A 17,670-nucleotide genomic window follows, 5' to 3' on the forward strand; every position below is an offset into this window, starting at 1 on the left:
CAGGGCCGGCGAGCGGCCCTGCCTCAGCTCTGGTTGAAGAAGCCGTCTTCACGATGGGATGACGCCTCACCGCTGATGATCTCCGTGTCGGCGGGCGTCAGCAGGAACACCCGGTTGGACACGCGGTCGATCGAGCCGCGCAGACCGAAGATGAGCCCCGCCGCGAAGTCCACCACGCGCTTGGCGTCGGAGGGCTCCATCGCCGTGAGGTTCATGATGACCGGGACGCCGTCCCGGAACAGTTCGCCGATGGCGCGGGCGTCCCGGAAGCTGTCCGGAGTGACCGTGCCGATCCGGCGGCCCTTCTCCTCGGCCGTGTCCGTGGCCACCTTCACCCGGGGGTCCGTGACCCAGGCGTCCCCTGACTCGGAGCCCTCGGAGTACTCGTCGTCGTAGTAACGCTCGTCATCGTTGTCGTCGACGAGGCCGAGCCACGCACTCGCCTTGCGTACCGATCCCATGGACGCCTCCTCTCACAGCGGTCTTTCGTGCTTTCCGCATCCCTATGGTCATCCATGATGCGGACGGTGCGCCAAGTGGATAGACGCCGCCCGGGGGGTTTGTGACGGTACTGGTGCACAGCCGATCCGTCGAGAGTCCTTGTCCCCCAAGGGTCCTGACTCATACGGCTGCTGACTGAGAGTGAAATATGATAGTCGGCGGCGGATGGGTGATCATCGGCGCGTACGGGTGAACGCCAACGTCGTACCACATCACGGGGGATCGTCGTGTTCGGAATCGTCAGACCGTGCGCTCATCGGCTCGGTGAACGTCTCAAGGCCGAGTGGATGGCGCATTTGTGCGGGCTCTGTCTCGCACTGCGCCGCGACCACGGGCAGTTCGCGCGGATCGTGACGAACTATGACGGCCTTCTCATATCGGTTCTGACGGATGCTCAGACAGGTCCGGCCCTCGACGGCCGCCGTACGGCCGGGCCGTGCGCGTTGCGCGGGATGCGCACCGCGTCCGTCGCCCAGGGCGAGGGCGCACGGCTCGCCGCCGCGGTCTCGCTGGTGCTCGCCGCGGCGAAGGTCCGCGACCATGTCGCCGACGGGGACGGGCTGCTGGCCCGCAGACCGCTGGCCGCGGCCGCGCGCCGGGTCGCCGCGGGCTGGGGCAACGCCGGTGCCCGCAGCGGCTCCGCGGTCGGCTTCGACACCGGTGTCCTCGTCGAGGCCGTCGACCGGCAGCTCGGACTGGAGACCCTCGCCGGGCACGGCACGCCGATCCTGACCGTCACCGAGCCGACCGAGACCGCGACCGCCGCCGCCTTCGCCCACACCGCGGTACTGGCCGGACGGCCGGACAACGCACGGCCGCTCGCGGAGGCCGGACGGCTCTTCGGACGGCTCGCGCATCTCCTGGACGCCGTGGAGGACCAGCACACCGACGCGTTGTCCGGTGCCTGGAACCCCCTCACCGCCACGGGCACTTCACGAGCCGAGGCCCGCCGGCTCGCCGACGACGCCCTGCACGGCATCCGTCTCGCCCTGCGCGACGCCGAGTTCGCCGACGGCGAACTCGTCCATCTGCTGCTCGTGCACGAGCTGGGACGGTCCGTGGACCGGGCGTTCGGCCATCCCCTCGGCGGGCAGCCGCCGCGCCCGGACAAGCGGGGCTTCTGGGCCGGTTGCGCGGCCGCCCTCGGCCTGTGCTGCACCTGCAAGGTGTGCTGCGCCGACGAGTTCGAGGGCCCCTGGTCGCGGAAGAAGCGCGAGGGCTGCTGCGCCAACTGCGACTGTGACTGCGACGCGTCGTGCTGCGAGGCCTGTCAGTGCTGCGAGTGCTGTGAATGCTGCTCGTGCTGTGACTGCGGGCTGTGACGGTGTCGTTCAGCCCTTTAGTTCCGGCGGGCTGATCTGCGACTTGGTGATGGCGAGCCCGTCGTCCCCCACTTCTTCAGCTGGATCTAGCGAGGAACCCCGTGCCTTCAGGCCCGGGAGGAATCGCTTCTCAAGATAGGGGTGACCTGCGCCGACGCACGGGTCTGCACTGTTGACCTCAGTCGGGACGCTTCTGGTTCGCGATGTACTCCTTCACCACGGCGAGCGGTGCGCCCCCGCACGAAGCCGCGAAGTACGAAGGGGACCAGAAGTGCTCACCCCACAGGTACTTGCGGATGTGGTCGGGAAACTCCTGGCGGAGCCTGCGGGCGGAGACGCCTTTGAGGCTGCCGACGAGTCGGGACAGGGCGACCTTCGGCGGGTAGTGCACGAGCAGGTGGACGTGATCGTGTTCTCCGTTGAACTCCCGTAGCTCCGTGCCGAAGTCGGCGCACACGTCACGCATGACTGCTTCGCAGCGTTTGAGGATGTCGTCGGTGAATGGTCCGCGCCGGTATTTCGGGGTGAAGACCAAGTGTGCGTGCAGGGTGTAAACGACCGTTCGGCCCCTGCGGATATCGGGGTTTGGCTCCCAGCGTGGTGACATAGATCAACTGTAGTACGGTGATCGCCATGAAGATCGTGACGCAGGTGAAGCTGATGCCGGAGGCTGACCAGGCCGCCGCGCTTCTCGCGACCCTGCGCACGGTCAACGACCTGGCGTGCTGGGTCTCCGAAGTGGCGTTCGCCCAGGGTGTGCCGCGTGAGTATGAGCTGCGCAAACACACGTACCCGCGCCTCAAGGCCGAAGGGCTCGGCGCGCAGGCCGCCCAGCACTGCATCAAGAAGGTCCGCGACGCGTACACCACACTGCACGCCAACATCCGTGCCGGGAACCTCGGCAAGCCGAAGTCGAAGCGCCGGATCAAGGCGGAGTCCAAGCCGATCACGTTCCGTCCCGATGCCGCGCAGCCGTACGACGACCGGTGTTTGAGCTGGCAGTACGACACACAGACCGTCTCGATCTGGACCACCGCCGGGCGTATCAAGAACGTCCGCTTTGCCTGTTCCGCCGATGCGCTCAAGACGCTCCGCGAGTACCGCAAGGGCGAATCCGACCTGATCGAGCGTGACGGAGACTTCTACCTGATCGCCACCTGCGAGGTACCCGAGGCCGAGACATACGAGCCGGACGGCTTCATCGGCGTGGACCTCGGCATCGTCAACATCGCCACCACCAGCACGGACCACCAGGCCGCCGGGCGCGGCCTGAACCGGTATCGCAAGCGTCAGCTTGCCCTGCGGGCCAAGCTCCAGAAGAAGCGCACCAAGTCGGCCAAGCGCCGGTTGAAGGAGCGTTCCCGCCGCGAGCAGCGGCACGTCAAGAACACCAACCACATCATCGCCAAGACGATCGCGACCGAGGCTGAACGCACCTCTGCCGGGATCTCCCTGGAAGAACTCAAGGGAATCCGGCAGAGGGTACGGCTCCGCAAGCCCCAACGGGTCGCGCTCCACTCCTGGGCCTTCGCCCAGCTCGGAGACTTCATCGTCTACAAGGCCAAGCGGGCAGGCGTGCCCCTGGTCTTCGTTGATCCCGCGTACTCCTCCCGTGAGTGCGCCGAGTGCGGCCACATCGACCGCCTCAACCGGATCTCCCAAGCCAAGTTCGCATGCCGGTCGTGCGGCGTCGTTGCGCACGCCGATCGGAACGCTTCCCACGTCCTCGCCCGCAGGGGCGAGACCGTGTGGAATGCGGGGCGTGAGTCACGCGTCCCTGCCACCCCATAACGGGGTGTCTGGACGGAGGAGGCCACGTCACAACCAGTGGCGCCCTACCTCCAAGCCCGGTCCTTTAGGACCGGGTCAAGTTGACGTTCTTGCCGTAAGTGACGAACGGTGGCAAAAGACGTGAACGCATCGGGAAGTGGTCTCCTGTGAGCAGCGGTGTGCGGAAGCGCGGCGCGAGGGGAGGGGAGGGGTGCGCGTGTGAAGGCGTGGCGAAAGGCGTACCGAAAGAAGGGAGAACGCGATGACGCCGGCCGATGGGCCGGCGCGCGCAGGGGGTCAGCTCAACAGGAACAGGACCACACGCGACCGAAGTCGATGTGGGAGCGGGTGACCAGCCACTGCTGTGGATGCATGGGCCAAGTGGAACAGGCATCCGGTTCCGCGTCAACTGACTTGAGACGTACGGCTCACAGTTCGGACAGCCTTGACAGCGTGCGGAAACGCCCACGTAGTCTCGGGGTACGGCCCTGCTGAGGGGCTCGGCCGTACATCGCGCCGCACGGCGCGCCCGTGTGAAGGCACCACCCCGTTCTGACGACCCACGCGTCACGGAGCCTTCGCATGTCATCCGACACCCTCACCCAATCCCCCACCGCGCCGGAGAAACCCGGGCCCGCAAACGCCCCGCAGCGCCGGTACGGCCAGTGGACGGCAGCCGTCGTCGTCCTGCTGCTGTGGTTCACCATCGGGGCGCTGTACCCGCAGGTGTTCGGCGTGAAGGCCGCCCGATGAGGCCGCAGCTGGTGATCGTGGGAGCCGGGCCGCGGGGGACCGGACTGCTGGAACGTATCGCCGCCAACGCCCCGGAGCTGTACGCCGGTTCGGGCCTCGACATCCATCTGATCGACCCGTATCCGCCGGGCGGCGGACGCATCTGGCGCCAGGCGCAGTCGCCGCTGCTCTGGATGAACTCGCACGCCGAGGACGTCACCATGTTCACCGACGAGACGGTGAACATGGCGGGACCGGTGCGCGTGGGCCCCACCCTGCACGAGTGGGCCGGACTCGACGGCAGCACCTTCGCGGACCGGCAGCTTCAGGGCCGCTATCTGCGCTGGGTGTACGAGCGCGCGCTGGCCGAGCTGCCCGAGGGCATCGCCGTCCACCACCATCCCCGGCGCGCCCTGCGCATCAGCGGCCCGCGCGACGGCCGCCAGCAGGTGTGGCTGGAGGGCCGCCCGCGCCCCCTCCTCGCCGACCTGGTGATCCTCACCCTCGGCCACCTCGACGCCGAACTCGACGTGGAGCAGGCCGAGTTGGCCGCATACGCTCGTGAGCACGGCCTGGTCCACCTGCCGCCCGACTTCACCGCCGACAGCGACCTGTCCGCGCTGAAACCCGGCGAACCGGTCCTCGTCCGGGGCTTCGGGCTGGCCTTCGTCGACCTGATGGTGCTGCTCACCGAGGGCCGTGGCGGGCGGTACGAGGGCGACACCTACGTACCCTCCGGGCGGGAGCCGGTGCTCTATGCCGGCTCGCGGCGCGGAGTGCCGTACCGCGCGAAGATCGGCTACGGCTGGACCGGCGACCGGCCCCCGCTGCCCCGCTTCCTCGGACCGGCCGCGGTCGAAGATCTGCTGGCCAGGAAGGACGGCCTCGACTTCCGGCGCGATGTGTGGCCACTGGTGGAGAAGGAGCTGGGCTTCGCCCACTACCACCGGCTGTTCACCGCCCACACCGAGCGTACGGCGATGGCCTGGGCCGACTTCGAGGAGAAGTACGCGGCCGCAGGCGACCCCGCCGAGGTCCGGACGCTCGCCGCCGCCGCCGTACCCGACCCGGCCGACCGCCTCGACCTCGCCGCGCTCGACCACCCGCTGGACGGGGTGCGGTACGCCTCGCACGAGGCGTTCCAGGACGGGCTGCGGGCCCATATCGAGGCCGACCTGAGCCGCCGTCACGACCCGTCCCACAGCGCGGATCTCGGTGTCTTCCTCGGACTGCTCTCCGTCTACGGGCAGCTCGTCCGGCTCGGGAACACCGGCCCCTGGTGGCACGGCTTCTTCAGCTACCTGGCGTCCGGGCCGCCCGGCCCCCGGCTGCGGCAGATGCTCGCGCTGTCCCGCGCCGGACTGCTCGGATTCGTCGGCGCCGACATGACCGTCACCGCCGAGGACGGGGTGTTCCGGGCTGCCAGCCCCACCGTGCCCGGCTTCTCGGTCGAGGCCCGGGCGCTGGTCGAGGCCCGGCTGCCCGAGCCCACCGTCGGCCGGGCCCGCGACAGCCTGCTGCGCGCACTGCACGCCGGCGGCGCCGCCGAAACCCCCGACGGACTGCTCCGGACCGACCCCGCCGACGGCCGGATCCTCGACGGCGCCGGCCGCCCGCATCCCCGGCGCTTCGCCCTCGGCCCGTACACCGAGGCCCGTACCGCCGGCGCCTTCACCCGGCCGCGCACCGGCGGCGCCGCGTTCCGGCAGAACGACGCCACCGCGCGGGCGGTACTGGCCTTTCTGAGCGCTTCACAGGTAAAGGAACTCGCTCGATGACAGTCATGGTCGACATCAGGCCGGTGCACAAGAGCTTCGGCTGCGAGCTGCTCACGGTCCTTGACAACGTCGAGCTGGCCGGCGAAGTCCTCGATGTTGTCCGGGACCTGGCCGCCCAGGGCACGACGGTGATCGTCGTCACTCATGAGATCGCGTTCGCCCGTGAGGTCGCCGACACGGTGGTGTTCATGGCCGACGGCAGGATCGTGGAGCAGGGGTCTCCGGGTGAGGTGCTGGGTGCTCCGCGGGAGGAACGGACCCGGGCATTTCTGGCGAAGGTGCTGTGAGCGTGGGCATCGCCGTCGGTCGCGCCGTGCCGGGAGCGTCGAGGTGAGCGCGCGCCACGGCCGTGGGCTGCCGCATCTCGCCGCCGCCGTCGATCTGGCCGGCTGTTTCGGCGCCGAGCCGTACGTCGAGCTGGTCCGGCTCGCCGAGCGCGGTGGGCTGGACTTCGTGACGCTGGACGACTCCTTCGGCCGGCCCGGGCCCGACGCCCTCTGCGTGCTGTCCCGGGCGGCGCCCGCGACCCGGCGCATCGGCCTGGTCCCGACCGTCACCACCACCCACACCGAGCCCTTCCGGGTGCAGGCCGCCGTGGCCGCGCTGGACTGGATCAGCCGCGGCCGGGCCGGCTGGCGGATCGACGTGTCCGCCGGCGAGGACGAGGCCCGGCTCTTCGGCCGCCGTCCTGCCGCGCCGCCCGACGCGCTGTGGCGGGAGGCGGGTGAGGTCGCCGATGTGGCCGCGAAGCTGTGGGACAGCTGGGAGGACGGCGCCGAGATCCGGGACGTGCCGGCCGGCCGCTTCCTGGACCGGGACAAGCTGCACCACGTCGACTTCACCGGCACCGCGTTCTCGGTCCGGGGCCCCTCGACCGTGCCCCGGCCGCCGCAGGGCCACCCCGTCCGCGTGGTCGACGCCACCGAGCACCAGGCCCGTACCGTCGCCGCGCGGTACGCGGACGTGGCTCTGGTCCGCGCCGCGACCCCGGCGCAGGCCACCGCCGTACGCGACGAACTGCGCGCTCTGGCCGCCCGGTCCGGGCGGGATCCGGACGGTGTACGGGTCCTGGTGAGCCTGCTGATCGACCTCGGCGACGGAGAGCACGCCGCCGAGCCCGGACACGGAGGCGGGGGCCCACGGCCCACCGCACGGGGGCCGCTGTACCGGGGCGGCCCGGTCGATCTCGCCGAACTGGTCGCCGGCTGGCACGCCGACGGTGTCACCGACGGCTTCCACCTCGTCCCCGTCGAGCCGCGCCGTGACCTGGAGCGGCTGGTCAACGGCACGGCGGCACTGCTGCAGCACCGCGGCCTGTTCCGCACCTTCTACCCGGGCAGCACCCTGCGCGAGCACCTGGGGCTCGCGCGGCCCGCCCATCGGTACGCGCCGGGGCCGGGAGCGTCATGACAGGGGGAACGTCATGAGCGTACGGCGGCAGGTGCATCTCGCGGCCCTTTGCCCGGGCACCGAGGACACCACCGGATGGGCGGATCCCCGCGCGGACTCGTACACGGCGTTCGTCTCCTTCGAGCGCCTGGCAGGGATCGCCGAGCGCGGGCTGTTCGACTTCCTGCTGCTCGGCGAGGGGCTGCGGCTGCCCGAGCACCGGGGCCGGATCCACGACCTCGAACCGGTGAGCCGGCCGGAACCGGCCGCCCTGCTGCACGCGCTCGCCGGGAGCACCGCACGGCTGGGGCTCGCCGCCACGGCGGACACCGCCTTCGGCGAACCATACGAACTCGCCCGCAGAATCGCCACGTTGGACCACCTGAGCGGGGGCCGGGCGGCCTGGCGGGTGACGGCCACGCCGGACGCCGCCGAGAACTTCCGCCCCGGCACACCGGCGGAGCACTCCGCGAGAACCGCCGAATTCGTCACCGTCGCGAAGCTGCTGTGGGACTCCTGGACACCCGACGGGATGCCCCGGCTGTTCGCGCACCAGGGTCGGCACTTCGACATCGCGGGCCAGTTCGGGCTCCCGCGGTCCCCGCAGGGGCGGCCCGTGGTGATCCACGGGGGCGAGTCCGCCAAGACCCGGGAACTGGCCGCGGCCACGGCCGATGTGCTCCTCACCCGGCACGGCCCGCTGGAGACGGCCCGCTTCCGCTACGGCCGCGTCAAGCGGCGGCTCGCCGCGTACGGTCGCGCACCGGAGGAGCTGAGGATCATGCCCGGCGTCACCGTCGTGCTCGGGGACACCGCCGCCGAGGCGCAGGAGCGGGCCGCCGGGATCAGACGGCAACGGGTCACCCCGCAGTATGCGCGCTACGCGCTGGAGCGGCTGTGGGGCGTGGACCTCTCCGGTCACGACCCCGACGGCCCGCTGCCCGCGATCGCCCCGCGGAGCCGGGACGGCGCGACCCTGGCACGCGTCGGGAGATGGCGGGCGCTGGCGGAGGAGAAGGGGCTGTCCGGCCGGGAGACCGTGATCGAGGCGAGCGGCAGGCAGTCGTTCGTCGGCACGCCCGACTCGGTCGCCTCCGACCTGCACGCCCAGGTCCTTGAGGGAGCCGCCGACGGTTTCCTGCTGGCGGCCGACGGACTGGAGGAGTTCGTGGACCGGGTGGTGCCGCTGCTCCAGGAGCGTGGCGCGTTCCGCACGGAATACCAGGGCGCCACTCTCCGCTCCCATCTCGGGCTGCCTCACCCGGGAGAGGAAGGCTGATCACAGATGAAAGGAAACACGGCATGACGACGGACGCGGCCGACGCGTGGCAGCGGCGGCACGAGAAGCGTGTCGAGAAGGTCTCGGCGCCCTACGGGCCGCTCGCACTGACCGCCACCTTCCCCCAGTGCCTGAACGGCCTGGGGGCACCCCCAGGGTCGAGGACCATCCGGCGGGGCGGCTTCCGGACATTCCCGGGATTTGGGTGGCCGATGGGGAAGGCGTGGTGCTCACCGCCGTCGAGGCCGACGGGCTGAGCGTGGACGGGCGGCCCTTCGCGGGTGCGGTCCGGCTCGCCGCCGACCGCGGGCCGGAGGCTCAGGCGCGGGTCGCGCTCGCTGAGAAGCGGCTGTTCGTGCTGGTCCGGGAGGGCGTGTGGGGCGTGCGGGTCTACGACCCCGAGGCCGAGGCCCGTCGTGCCTTCAAGGGCATCGTGGCCACCGCGTACGACCCGCGCTGGTCGGTGCCGGGGCGTTTCACGCCGCACGACGAGCCGCGCACCGTGCGGGTGGGCAACGCGGACGGGCGCGAGCGGGGGCTCGCCCTCGCCGGAGAGCTGGCCTTCACCCTGGACGGGCGGGAGCTGACGCTTCAGGTCGCGCAGCAGGGCGACGGGCGGCTGTGGGCCGTGTTCGCCGACGCCACCAGCGGCGACAGCAGCTTCCGGTTCCGCTTCCTCTATCCGGCGGCGCCGGACACCGAGGGGCGCACGACGGTCGACTTCAACCGCGCCCAGCTTCCGCCGTGCGCCTTCGCCGACCACTTCATCTGCCCGTTCCCGCCGCCCGGCAACACGCTGGACGCGGCGATCGGAGCGGGGGAGCGTGCGCTGGACTGAGGGCAGGGTGTGCCGGGCCGGTGCAGGTGTGTGGTGAGTCGGTGTCAAGGGCTGCTGCGTAAGAGTGGTTTAAAGTCCTACGGCCGAAAGGCACTCTTGTGGCGACCGGTCGTTCGGCCGAATACTCCCCCTCAGCGAGCGCTTGTCGGGGGGCATGCATGTTCGGAATCCGGCTCGGCCCCCTGGCTGCGCCTCACGGGCCCCGACCCCACGCGGGCCCCCGACTTCCCCTGGGAGGGAACGAAAAGTGAGGATCAAGCGCACCACTCCCCACAACGGCACTGCGAGACGGACCCGGCTGATCGCCGTGGCCACCGGCTTCCTGGCCGCCGCGGCGTTCGCCGCCCCCACCGCGCACGCGAGCGACAACCACTTCACCGCCGCCCAGCTCACCAAGGCGAGCGACTCCGTCGGCAAGGCCGATGTGGCCGGTACGGCCTGGGCGGTCGACAGCAAGACCAACCGTGTCGTCGTCACCGCCGACAGCACGGTGTCCGAGGCCGCGATCGCCAGGATCAAGCGGCAGGCCGGCGCCAACGCTGAGGCGCTGACCATCAAGCACACCTCCGGCAAGTTCAGCAAGCTCATCACGGGCGGCGACGCCATCTACGGCGGCCAGTACCGCTGCTCGCTCGGTTTCAACGTGCACAGCGGCAGCACGTACTACTTCCTCACCGCCGGGCACTGCGGCCAGGTCGCCTCCACCTGGTACAGCAACTCCGGCCACACCACGGTGCTGGGCACCACCGTCGACTACAGCTTCCCGGGCAACGACTTCGCGCTGGTGCGGTACACCAACTCCTCGATCGCGCACCCGAGCGCGGTCGGCAGCCAGAGCATCACCAGCGCGGGTACGCCGAGTGTGGGCCAGACCGTCTACCGGCGCGGCTCCACGACCGGTACGCACAGCGGGCAGGTCACGGCGCTGAACGCCACCGTCCACTACGACAGCGGTGAGACCGTCAGCGGCCTGATCCAGACCACGGTGTGCGCCGAGGGCGGCGACAGTGGTGGGCCGCTGTACGCGGGTTCTGTGGCCTACGGGCTGACGTCCGGGGGCAGTGGTGACTGCACCTCCGGTGGTACGACGTTCTTCCAGCCGGTCACCGAGGCGTTGAGCTACTACGGGGTCACGCTGCCCTGAAGCCGGCTTGTCGAGTCCCCGTACGCCCCCGGCGTACGGGGACTTTCCCTTGACGGGGATGGGTGAGAACAAGCCATGTGATCTCGTCACGTTGTGCAGAGGGCTACTTGCGCCTCGTGTTTGCAGTGTTAATTTCCCGGCGTGACCGTGGTCGGTCAAGTCCGTCGGGGGTGCGCACGTCGCTTCTCCGCGCGTCCTGAAGTCAACCTTGTGTGCCCCCTGTGTCGTTCGGAAGAGTGGGCCCTCGTCAACCAGCCTTCCGGTCCGTCGCCCCCACAAAACCGGCGGACCATCCCCCCACAGGAGGACGTGAGTTGAAGCACCGACGCATACCCAGGCGGCGGGCCGCCCTGGCCGGTGCGGGAATCGCCGCACTGGTCGCAGCGGGTGTCACCTTGCAGAATGCGAACGCCAGTGAGCCGGCGAAGTCCGCTCCGGAGGCGAAGGTTCTGTCCGCCCCGGCGGCTGGAAACCTCGCCTCTACGCTGCTGAAGAACCTCGGCTCCGGGGCCGCCGGCAGCTACTACGACGCCCAGGCCAAGAGTCTTGTCGTCAACGTGCTCGACCAGGGTGCCGTGAAAACCGTCGAGGCGGCCGGGGCCAAGGCGAGACTTGTCACCAACTCGCTCGCCGCGCTCGACGGTGCGCGGACGACGCTGAAGAAGGACGCGACCATTCCGGGGACGTCGTGGGCGACGGACCCGGTCAGCAACAAGGTCGTCGTCACCGCCGACAAGACGGTGTCGGGCGCGGAGTGGACCAAGCTGAGCAAGGTGGTCGACGGGCTCGGTGGCAAGGCCGAACTGCAGCGGTCGAAGGGGGAGTTCAAGCCCTTCATCGCCGGTGGTGACGCGATCAGCGGTTCCGGTGGGCGTTGCTCGCTCGGCTTCAACGTGGTCAAGGACGGGCAGCCGTACTTCCTGACCGCCGGGCACTGCACCGCGGACATCTCCACCTGGTCGGACTCCAGTGGCAAGGAGATCGGGCAGAACGCGGAGTCGCACTTCCCGGGGACCGACTTCGGGCTTGTGAAGTACACGGCGGACGTGGACCATCCGAGCGAGGTCGACCTGTACAACGGGTCCACCCAGAAGATCACCGGGGCCGCCGAGGCGACGGTCGGGATGAAGGTGACGCGCAGTGGGTCGACGACCCATGTGCACGACGGTACGGTCACCGGGCTGAACGCCACGGTGAACTACCAGGAGGGCTCCGTCAGCGGTCTCATCCAGACCGATGTGTGCGCCGAGCCCGGTGACAGCGGTGGCTCGCTGTTCTCGGGGAGCAACGCGATCGGGCTGACCTCGGGCGGCAGTGGCGACTGCACCTCCGGCGGGGAGACGTTCATCCAGCCGGTCACCGCCGCGCTGTCCGCTACCGGGGCGCAGATCGGCTGATTCGTTCTTCCGGCTGATTCGTTCTGTCGTGGAGTCCCGTCCCCGCGGGTGTGCGGGGGCGGGACTCCACGGTGTTTGCGCAGGTGAGAGGCGGCTGAATGGATGTCGTACACATGTTCGGGAATGAGGGTATGGTGGGGGTGGAAGTAGGGAACTGATGTTCGAGTGCGGGAGGTGGGCGTGCCGGGCTTCGTGCATCTGCACACCGTCTCCGGGTTCTCCCTGAGGTATGGGGCATCCCATCCGGAGCGGCTGGCCGAGCGTGCCTCGGAGCGAGGGATGGATGCTCTCGCCCTCACCGATCGTGACACCGTCGCGGGGGTGGTGCGCTTCGCCAAGGCCTGTGCGAAGGCCGGCGTCCGCCCGCTGCTCGGTGCCGATCTGGCGGTGGAGGGGCCCGCGCGGGTGCGTGCGGATGATCCGGTACGCCGGGAACGGCGTGGCACCCCGGTGCGCGGTGGTGCTTTCGTCGATGAGTCGACGCCCCGCGTGACCTTTCTCGCCCGGGACGGCGCCCGGGGCTGGGCCGACCTGTGCCGCCTGGTCACCGCCGCCCATACGGCCACGGACGCCCCCCGGCTGACCTGGCCCGACAACCACGCCGACGGCCTGACCGTGCTGCTCGGTCCCGACTCCGACGTCGGCCGCGCCCTCGCCGCGGGCCGTCCCGACCGGGCTGCGAAGCTCCTCGCCCCCTGGCGCGAGGTCTACGGCGATGCGCTGAGGCTGGAGGCCGTCTGGCATCAGCGCGAAGGCACCGGCCCCGGCTCCCTGCGCCTGGCCGCCCGTACCGTCGGCTTCGCTGCCGAGCAGGGGGTGCGGCCTGTGCTCAGCAATGCCGTCCGGTATGCCGACCCCGGGGCGGGGCCTGTCGCCGATGTGCTGGATGCCGCCCGGCGGCTGGTGCCCATCGACCCCGCCAAGGAGCTGGACTCGGGCGAGGCCTGGCTCAAGGACGCGGGTGACATGCTGCGGGTAGCCGAGCGGGTCGTGGAGGCTGCCGGTTATCGGCGGGACGTCGCGTACCGGCTGCTGGAGCAGACCCGGGCGACCGCCGCCGAGTGCCTGGTCGACCCCGAGGACGATCTCGGCATCGGCACGGTTCATTTTCCCGAGGCGTATCTCGTCGGTGCCGGGCGGCGTACCGCCCAGCGCGTGCTCGCCTCGCGGGTGGCGGCGGGCATGGTGCTGCGCGGCTACGACGACCGCCGGGACTACTGGGCGCGGATACATGAAGAACTGGACGTCATCGCCTACTACGGCTATGCCTCCTACTTCCTGACGGTGGCTCAAGTGGTCGATGACGTACGGAAGATGGGGATCCGGGTGGCCGCCCGGGGGTCCGGGGCCGGGTCGCTGGTCAATCATCTTCTGGGGATCGCGCATGCCGATCCGGTCGAGCACGGGCTGCTGATGGAGCGCTTCCTTTCCAAGCGCCGTATCGCCCTGCCTGATATCGACATCGATGTGGAGTCCGCGCGCCGGCTGGAGGTCTACCGCGCGATCGTCGACCGGTTCGGGACCGAGCGGGTCGCGACGGTCGCGATGCCGGAGACCTATCGGGTGCGGCATGCCATCCGGGACGTGGGCGCCGCTCTGTCCATGGATCCGGCCGAGATCGACCGGGTCGCCAAGTCCTTTCCGCACATCCGCGCCCGGGATGCGCGGGCCGCGCTGGAGGAGCTGCCCGAGCTGCGGAAACTGGCGGGCGAGAAGGAGAAGTTCGGGCGGTTGTGGGAGCTGGTCGAGGCGCTGGACGCGCTGCCGCGCGGGGTCGCCATGCATCCGTGCGGGGTGCTGTTGTCCGATGCCTCGCTGCTCGAACGTACGCCGGTGATGCCGACCAGCGGTGAGGGCTTTCCCATGTCGCAGTTCGACAAGGAGGACGTGGAGGACCTCGGGCTGCTCAAGCTCGATGTGCTGGGCGTGCGGATGCAGTCGGCGATGGCCCATGCGGTCGCCGAGGTGGAGCGGGCGACGGGGGAGCGGGTCGATCTGGACGCGGTGCCGCCGGGGGACGCGGAGACCTATGAGTTGATCCGGTCCGCCGAGACGCTGGGGTGCTTCCAGATCGAGTCGCCCGGACAGCGGGATCTGGTGGGGCGGCTGCAGCCGAGTACGTTTCATGATCTGGTTGTTGATATCTCGCTGTTCCGGCCCGGGCCCGTCGCCGCCGACATGGTGCGGCCGTTCGTCGAGGCTCGGCACGGGCGGGCGCCGGTGCGTTATCCGCATCCGGATCTGGAGCGTCCGCTGAAGGAGACGTACGGCGTCGTCGTCTTTCATGAGCAGATCATTCACATCGTGGACATCATGACCGGCTGCGGGCGGGCCGAGGGGGACGCGGTACGGCGCGGGCTGTCCGATCCCGAGTCGCAGGGGCGGATCCGGGTCTGGTTCGCTCAGCGCGCCGCGATGAACGGATATGACGCGGAAACGATTCAGCGGACCTGGGAGATCGTCGAGGCCTTCGGGTCGTACGGGTTCTGCAAGGCGCATGCCGTCGCGTTCGCCGTGCCGACGTACCAGTCGGCCTGGCTGAAGGCCCATCACCCGGCCGCTTTCTACGCCGGGCTGCTCACGCACGATCCGGGGATGTACCCGAAGCGGCTGCTGCTGGCCGACGCGCGGCGGCGTGGGGTGCCGATCCTGCCGTTGGACGTGAATGTGTCCGGGGTCGCCCATCGGATCGAACTGGTGTCTGAATCTGGAGTGTGGGGACTGCGGCTCGCTCTCTCCGATGTGCACGGCATCAGCGAGGCCGAGGCACGGCGGATCGCGGGCGGGCAGCCGTACTCCTCGCTGGTGGACTTCTGGGAGCGGGGCCGCCCCAGTCGTCCGCTGGCCCAAAGGCTCGCCCAGGTGGGGGCGTTGGACGCCTTCGGTGCCAACCGGCGTGATCTGCAGCTGCACCTGACCGAGCTGCACCGGGGCGCCCGGGGCGGTGGCGGCGGGCAGCTCCCTCTGGCGGGCGGGCGGAAGACGGCTCCGGCCGGGCTGCCCGACCTCACCTCGGCGGAACGGCTCAGCGCCGAGCTGGGTGTGCTGTCCATGGACGCCTCGCGCAATCTGATGGACGACCACCGGGAGTTCCTCAAGGAGCTGGGCGTGGTCTCCGCGCGCCGGCTGCGCGAGGCGCGGCACGGCGAGACCGTGCTGGTCGCGGGCGCCAAGGCGGCCACCCAGACCCCACCGATCCGCTCCGGCAAGCGGGTCATCTTCTCCACGCTGGACGACGGCACAGGGCTGGTCGATCTGGCGTTCTTCGACGACTCGCACGATGCCTGCGCCCACACCGTCTTCCACTCGTGGCTGCTGCTGGTGCGGGGAGTGGTGCAGCGGCGCGGGCCGCGCAGTCTGAGCGTGGTGGGTTCCGCCGCCTGGAACCTCGCCGAGCTCGTCGAACTGCGGGCCACGGGCGGGCTGGACGAAGTGGCGGCGCGGCTCGCGGAGCCGGTGGCCCAGGGTGCGGACGGTGATCCGACCGGTGGACGGCGGATCCAGCTGCCGACCGGGTACGAGATGCATCCGTGGGCCGATCTGCGGCCCGCGGGCCAGGAGACCGCGCAAGGGCCTTCGGCGATGAAGAAGTTGTGGCACCAGAGTCCGGGGAGTGCGGGATGACCATTCTCTGCGTACGTTTCCAGCTGCCGCCGATGTACGAGGCGGCCCTGCCGGGACTGCTCGGGTTGCTGGAGGACTTCACCCCGGTCGTCGAGGCGCTGTCCCCGGACGGGGCGCTGGCCGATCTGCGCGGCGCCGAGCGGTACTTCGGGCGCAGCGCCGTGGAGCTGGCCTCGGTGATCCGGGTGCGGGCGCTCGCGCGACACGGCGTCGACTGCGTGATCGGCGCCGGTCCGGGGCCGACGCTGGCCCGCGTGGCGCTGCGCGACGCCCGGCCCGGGGTGACCTGTGTCGTGCCCGAGGACCCGGACGGCATCGCGGAGTTCCTCGCCGAACGGCCCGTGTCCGCGCTGCCCGGCGTCGGCGCGGCGACCGCCCGCACCCTGGGCGAGTACGGCCTGGACACCCTGGGTCTGGTCGCCGCCGCGCCGCTGTCCACGCTCCAGCGGCTGATCGGTGCGAAAGCCGGCCGCGAGCTGCGCGAGAAGGCGAGCGGCGTCGACCGGGACCGGGTCGTGCCGAACGCCGTCTCGCGGTCACTGGCGACGGAACGGGCCTTCGGCATCGATGAGTTGGACCCTGGACGGCATCGCAGGGCACTGCTGTCGGCTGCCGAGGAGATCGGCGCACGGCTGCGCGCGGTGGAGAAGATCTGCCGCACCCTGACCCTCACCGTGCGCTACGCCGACCGCTCCTCGACCACCCGAAGCCGCACCTTGAAGGAGCCGACCGCGCACTCGGCGGCCCTGACGAAGGTGGCCTACGGCATGTACGAGGCGCTCGGCCTGCAGCGCGCCCGGGTCCGCGCGCTCACCCTGCGCGCCGAAGGCCTGGCCCCCGCCGACCAGGCCTCCCACCAGCTCACCTTCGACCCCGTGGACGAGAAGGTCCGCCGGATCGAGGAGGTCGCGGACCGCGCGCGAGCGAAGTTCGGGCCCCGGGCGGTGATGCCGGGGGCGCTGGGGCGTGACTGCGGCTCCACGGCTGTCAGCTGGCCCAGGGCGGCGTGATCCGGCTGCCGTCGGTCAGCTCCGCCTCCAGACCTATGGAGGTGGTGACCCAGGAGAGCGCGGTGTGATCGGTCGGGTTCTCCACGGCGAGGGTCGTACCCGGGTTGACGATCACCGTGTCGCCCGCACCGATGCGGTCGGTGCGGCCGTCGAGTGTGATCAGCAGTTCGCCCACGAGCAGATGAAAGATCTCCTCGCGGCTGACGGTGTGGGCGGGGGCCTTGATGCCGGCCGGGATCTCGCCGCGCCAGGCGCAGAGTTCCTTGCTACCGGTGAGCGGGGTGGCGTACGAGACGAAGCGGGCGCCGTGGCCCTGTCCGCCGCCCTGCTCGCCGTCGCCGGTGACCTTACGCAACGCATCCATGACGGGGTGGTGGCGCGCGGGTTCACCGATCTGCGGCCGGCACACGGCTTCACCTTCGCGCGGCTCGCCCCGGGCGGGGCCACCGTCACCGACCTCGCGGTGCACCTCGGGGTGACCAAGCAGGCCGCGAGCCAGCTGGTGGACGAGATCGTGCGGAAGGGATACGCCGAGCGGCGGCCGCACCCCCAGGACGTGCGGGCCCGGCTGGTCGTGTTGACCGAGCGCGGCTGGGCCTGCACCCGGGCGGCGGAGGAGGCGGCGGCCGAGGTGGTGGGGGCGTGGGCCGGGCTGTTGGGTGAGGGTGAAGTGCGGGTGCTGGGGGAGCGGTTGGCGCGGATTGCGCCCCATGGTCCGATCAGGCCCGCTTGGTGAGGGGCTGTCAAGTCCTGGTGGAGCGTTGGTTATCACTGGAAGTTTTTACTGGCGCGTAACTTCACATGTGCGCTACTCGCCCGTAACTTGACGAGTGAACAGCATCCTCGTGATCCGGATCACAGGGTAAGGCCCCCACCCCCCTTGAGC

14 protein-coding genes and 2 pseudogenes are annotated in these 17,670 nt (G+C 70.5%); 13 read left to right on the plus strand and 3 right to left on the minus strand.

Annotated elements, in window-relative coordinates:
- Window positions 1–23 precede the first annotated feature (23 nt).
- Window positions 24–461: a cell division protein SepF gene (locus tag M878_RS82655; RefSeq protein ID WP_023551806.1), complete on the minus strand. Its 438-nt coding sequence runs from the start codon at window positions 459–461 to the stop codon at window positions 24–26.
- 267 nt (window positions 462–728) lie between these two features.
- Here M878_RS82655 and M878_RS82660 point away from each other — a divergent pair, with 267 nt between their 5' ends.
- A complete protein-coding gene (locus tag M878_RS82660; protein WP_023551807.1) occupies window positions 729–1,823 on the plus strand; it encodes a DUF5685 family protein in 1,095 nt (364 codons plus the stop codon).
- 178 nt (window positions 1,824–2,001) lie between these two features.
- On the opposite strand, the gene tnpA is transcribed toward M878_RS82660, so the two are convergent.
- Window positions 2,002–2,430, minus strand: a complete 429-nt coding sequence (gene tnpA / locus M878_RS82665; protein WP_078630464.1) for an IS200/IS605 family transposase — start codon at window positions 2,428–2,430, stop codon at window positions 2,002–2,004.
- A gap of 26 nt (window positions 2,431–2,456) precedes the next feature.
- Between tnpA and M878_RS82670 the strand changes: the two genes are divergently transcribed.
- The 11 genes and pseudogenes from M878_RS82670 to M878_RS82715 all read left to right on the plus strand — a co-directional run bounded on the left by M878_RS82670 (window position 2,457) and on the right by M878_RS82715 (window position 16,784).
- Window positions 2,457–3,614, plus strand: a complete 1,158-nt coding sequence (locus M878_RS82670; protein ID WP_023551809.1) for an RNA-guided endonuclease InsQ/TnpB family protein — start codon at window positions 2,457–2,459, stop codon at window positions 3,612–3,614.
- A gap of 561 nt (window positions 3,615–4,175) precedes the next feature.
- On the plus strand, window positions 4,176–4,346 hold the full coding sequence (locus M878_RS96825; protein ID WP_023551810.1) for a hypothetical protein: 171 nt from the start codon (window positions 4,176–4,178) through the stop codon (window positions 4,344–4,346).
- Window positions 4,343–6,103, plus strand: coding sequence for an FAD/NAD(P)-binding protein (locus M878_RS82675; protein ID WP_023551811.1), 1,761 nt, complete (start codon window positions 4,343–4,345; stop codon window positions 6,101–6,103). Before M878_RS96825 ends, M878_RS82675 begins: the two co-directional genes overlap by 4 nt.
- A 71-nt stretch (window positions 6,104–6,174) precedes the next feature.
- Window positions 6,175–6,390, plus strand: a pseudogene (locus M878_RS82680) (ectoine/hydroxyectoine ABC transporter ATP-binding protein EhuA); the annotation flags it as partial.
- 43 nt (window positions 6,391–6,433) lie between these two features.
- Window positions 6,434–7,513 carry an LLM class flavin-dependent oxidoreductase gene (locus tag M878_RS82685; RefSeq protein ID WP_023551813.1) on the plus strand — a complete coding sequence of 360 codons (1,080 nt, stop codon included), beginning with the start codon at window positions 6,434–6,436 and terminating at the stop codon, window positions 7,511–7,513.
- Window positions 7,514–7,526: 13 nt separating this feature from the next.
- A complete protein-coding gene (locus tag M878_RS82690; protein ID WP_023551814.1) occupies window positions 7,527–8,771 on the plus strand; it encodes an NtaA/DmoA family FMN-dependent monooxygenase in 1,245 nt (414 codons plus the stop codon).
- A 23-nt stretch (window positions 8,772–8,794) separates the two neighbouring features.
- Window positions 8,795–9,609, plus strand: a pseudogene (locus tag M878_RS82695) (DUF1684 domain-containing protein).
- Between the two features lie 247 nt (window positions 9,610–9,856).
- The gene (locus tag M878_RS82700; RefSeq protein WP_023551817.1) at window positions 9,857–10,753 is read left to right on the plus strand and encodes a S1 family peptidase; all 897 of its coding nucleotides are present in this window, start codon (window positions 9,857–9,859) and stop codon (window positions 10,751–10,753) included.
- 314 nt (window positions 10,754–11,067) lie between these two features.
- Window positions 11,068–12,150 (plus strand): S1 family peptidase, encoded by a 1,083-nt coding sequence (locus M878_RS82705; RefSeq protein WP_023551818.1) that lies wholly within the window; start codon window positions 11,068–11,070, stop codon window positions 12,148–12,150.
- Between the two features lie 180 nt (window positions 12,151–12,330).
- Window positions 12,331–15,774: a DNA polymerase III subunit alpha gene (locus M878_RS82710; RefSeq protein ID WP_031226561.1), complete on the plus strand. Its 3,444-nt coding sequence runs from the start codon at window positions 12,331–12,333 to the stop codon at window positions 15,772–15,774.
- The gene (locus tag M878_RS82715) at window positions 15,771–16,784 is read left to right on the plus strand and encodes a DNA polymerase Y family protein (RefSeq protein ID WP_023551820.1); all 1,014 of its coding nucleotides are present in this window, start codon (window positions 15,771–15,773) and stop codon (window positions 16,782–16,784) included. Before M878_RS82710 ends, M878_RS82715 begins: the two co-directional genes overlap by 4 nt.
- On the opposite strand, the gene M878_RS000000100430 is transcribed toward M878_RS82715, so the two are convergent.
- Window positions 16,762–17,148, minus strand: a complete 387-nt coding sequence (locus M878_RS000000100430; protein ID WP_031226565.1) for a cupin domain-containing protein — start codon at window positions 17,146–17,148, stop codon at window positions 16,762–16,764. The genes M878_RS82715 and M878_RS000000100430 overlap by 23 nt on opposite strands.
- Between M878_RS000000100430 and M878_RS82725 the strand changes: the two genes are divergently transcribed.
- A complete protein-coding gene (locus M878_RS82725) occupies window positions 17,092–17,520 on the plus strand; it encodes a MarR family winged helix-turn-helix transcriptional regulator (protein WP_023551822.1) in 429 nt (142 codons plus the stop codon). The two genes, M878_RS000000100430 and M878_RS82725, sit on opposite strands and share 57 nt — an antisense overlap.
- The last annotated feature ends 150 nt before the right edge of the window (window positions 17,521–17,670 follow it).

Origin of the sequence: Streptomyces roseochromogenus subsp. oscitans DS 12.976 (assembly GCF_000497445.1) — a bacterium.
Classification (GTDB): domain Bacteria; phylum Actinomycetota; class Actinomycetes; order Streptomycetales; family Streptomycetaceae; genus Streptomyces; species Streptomyces oscitans.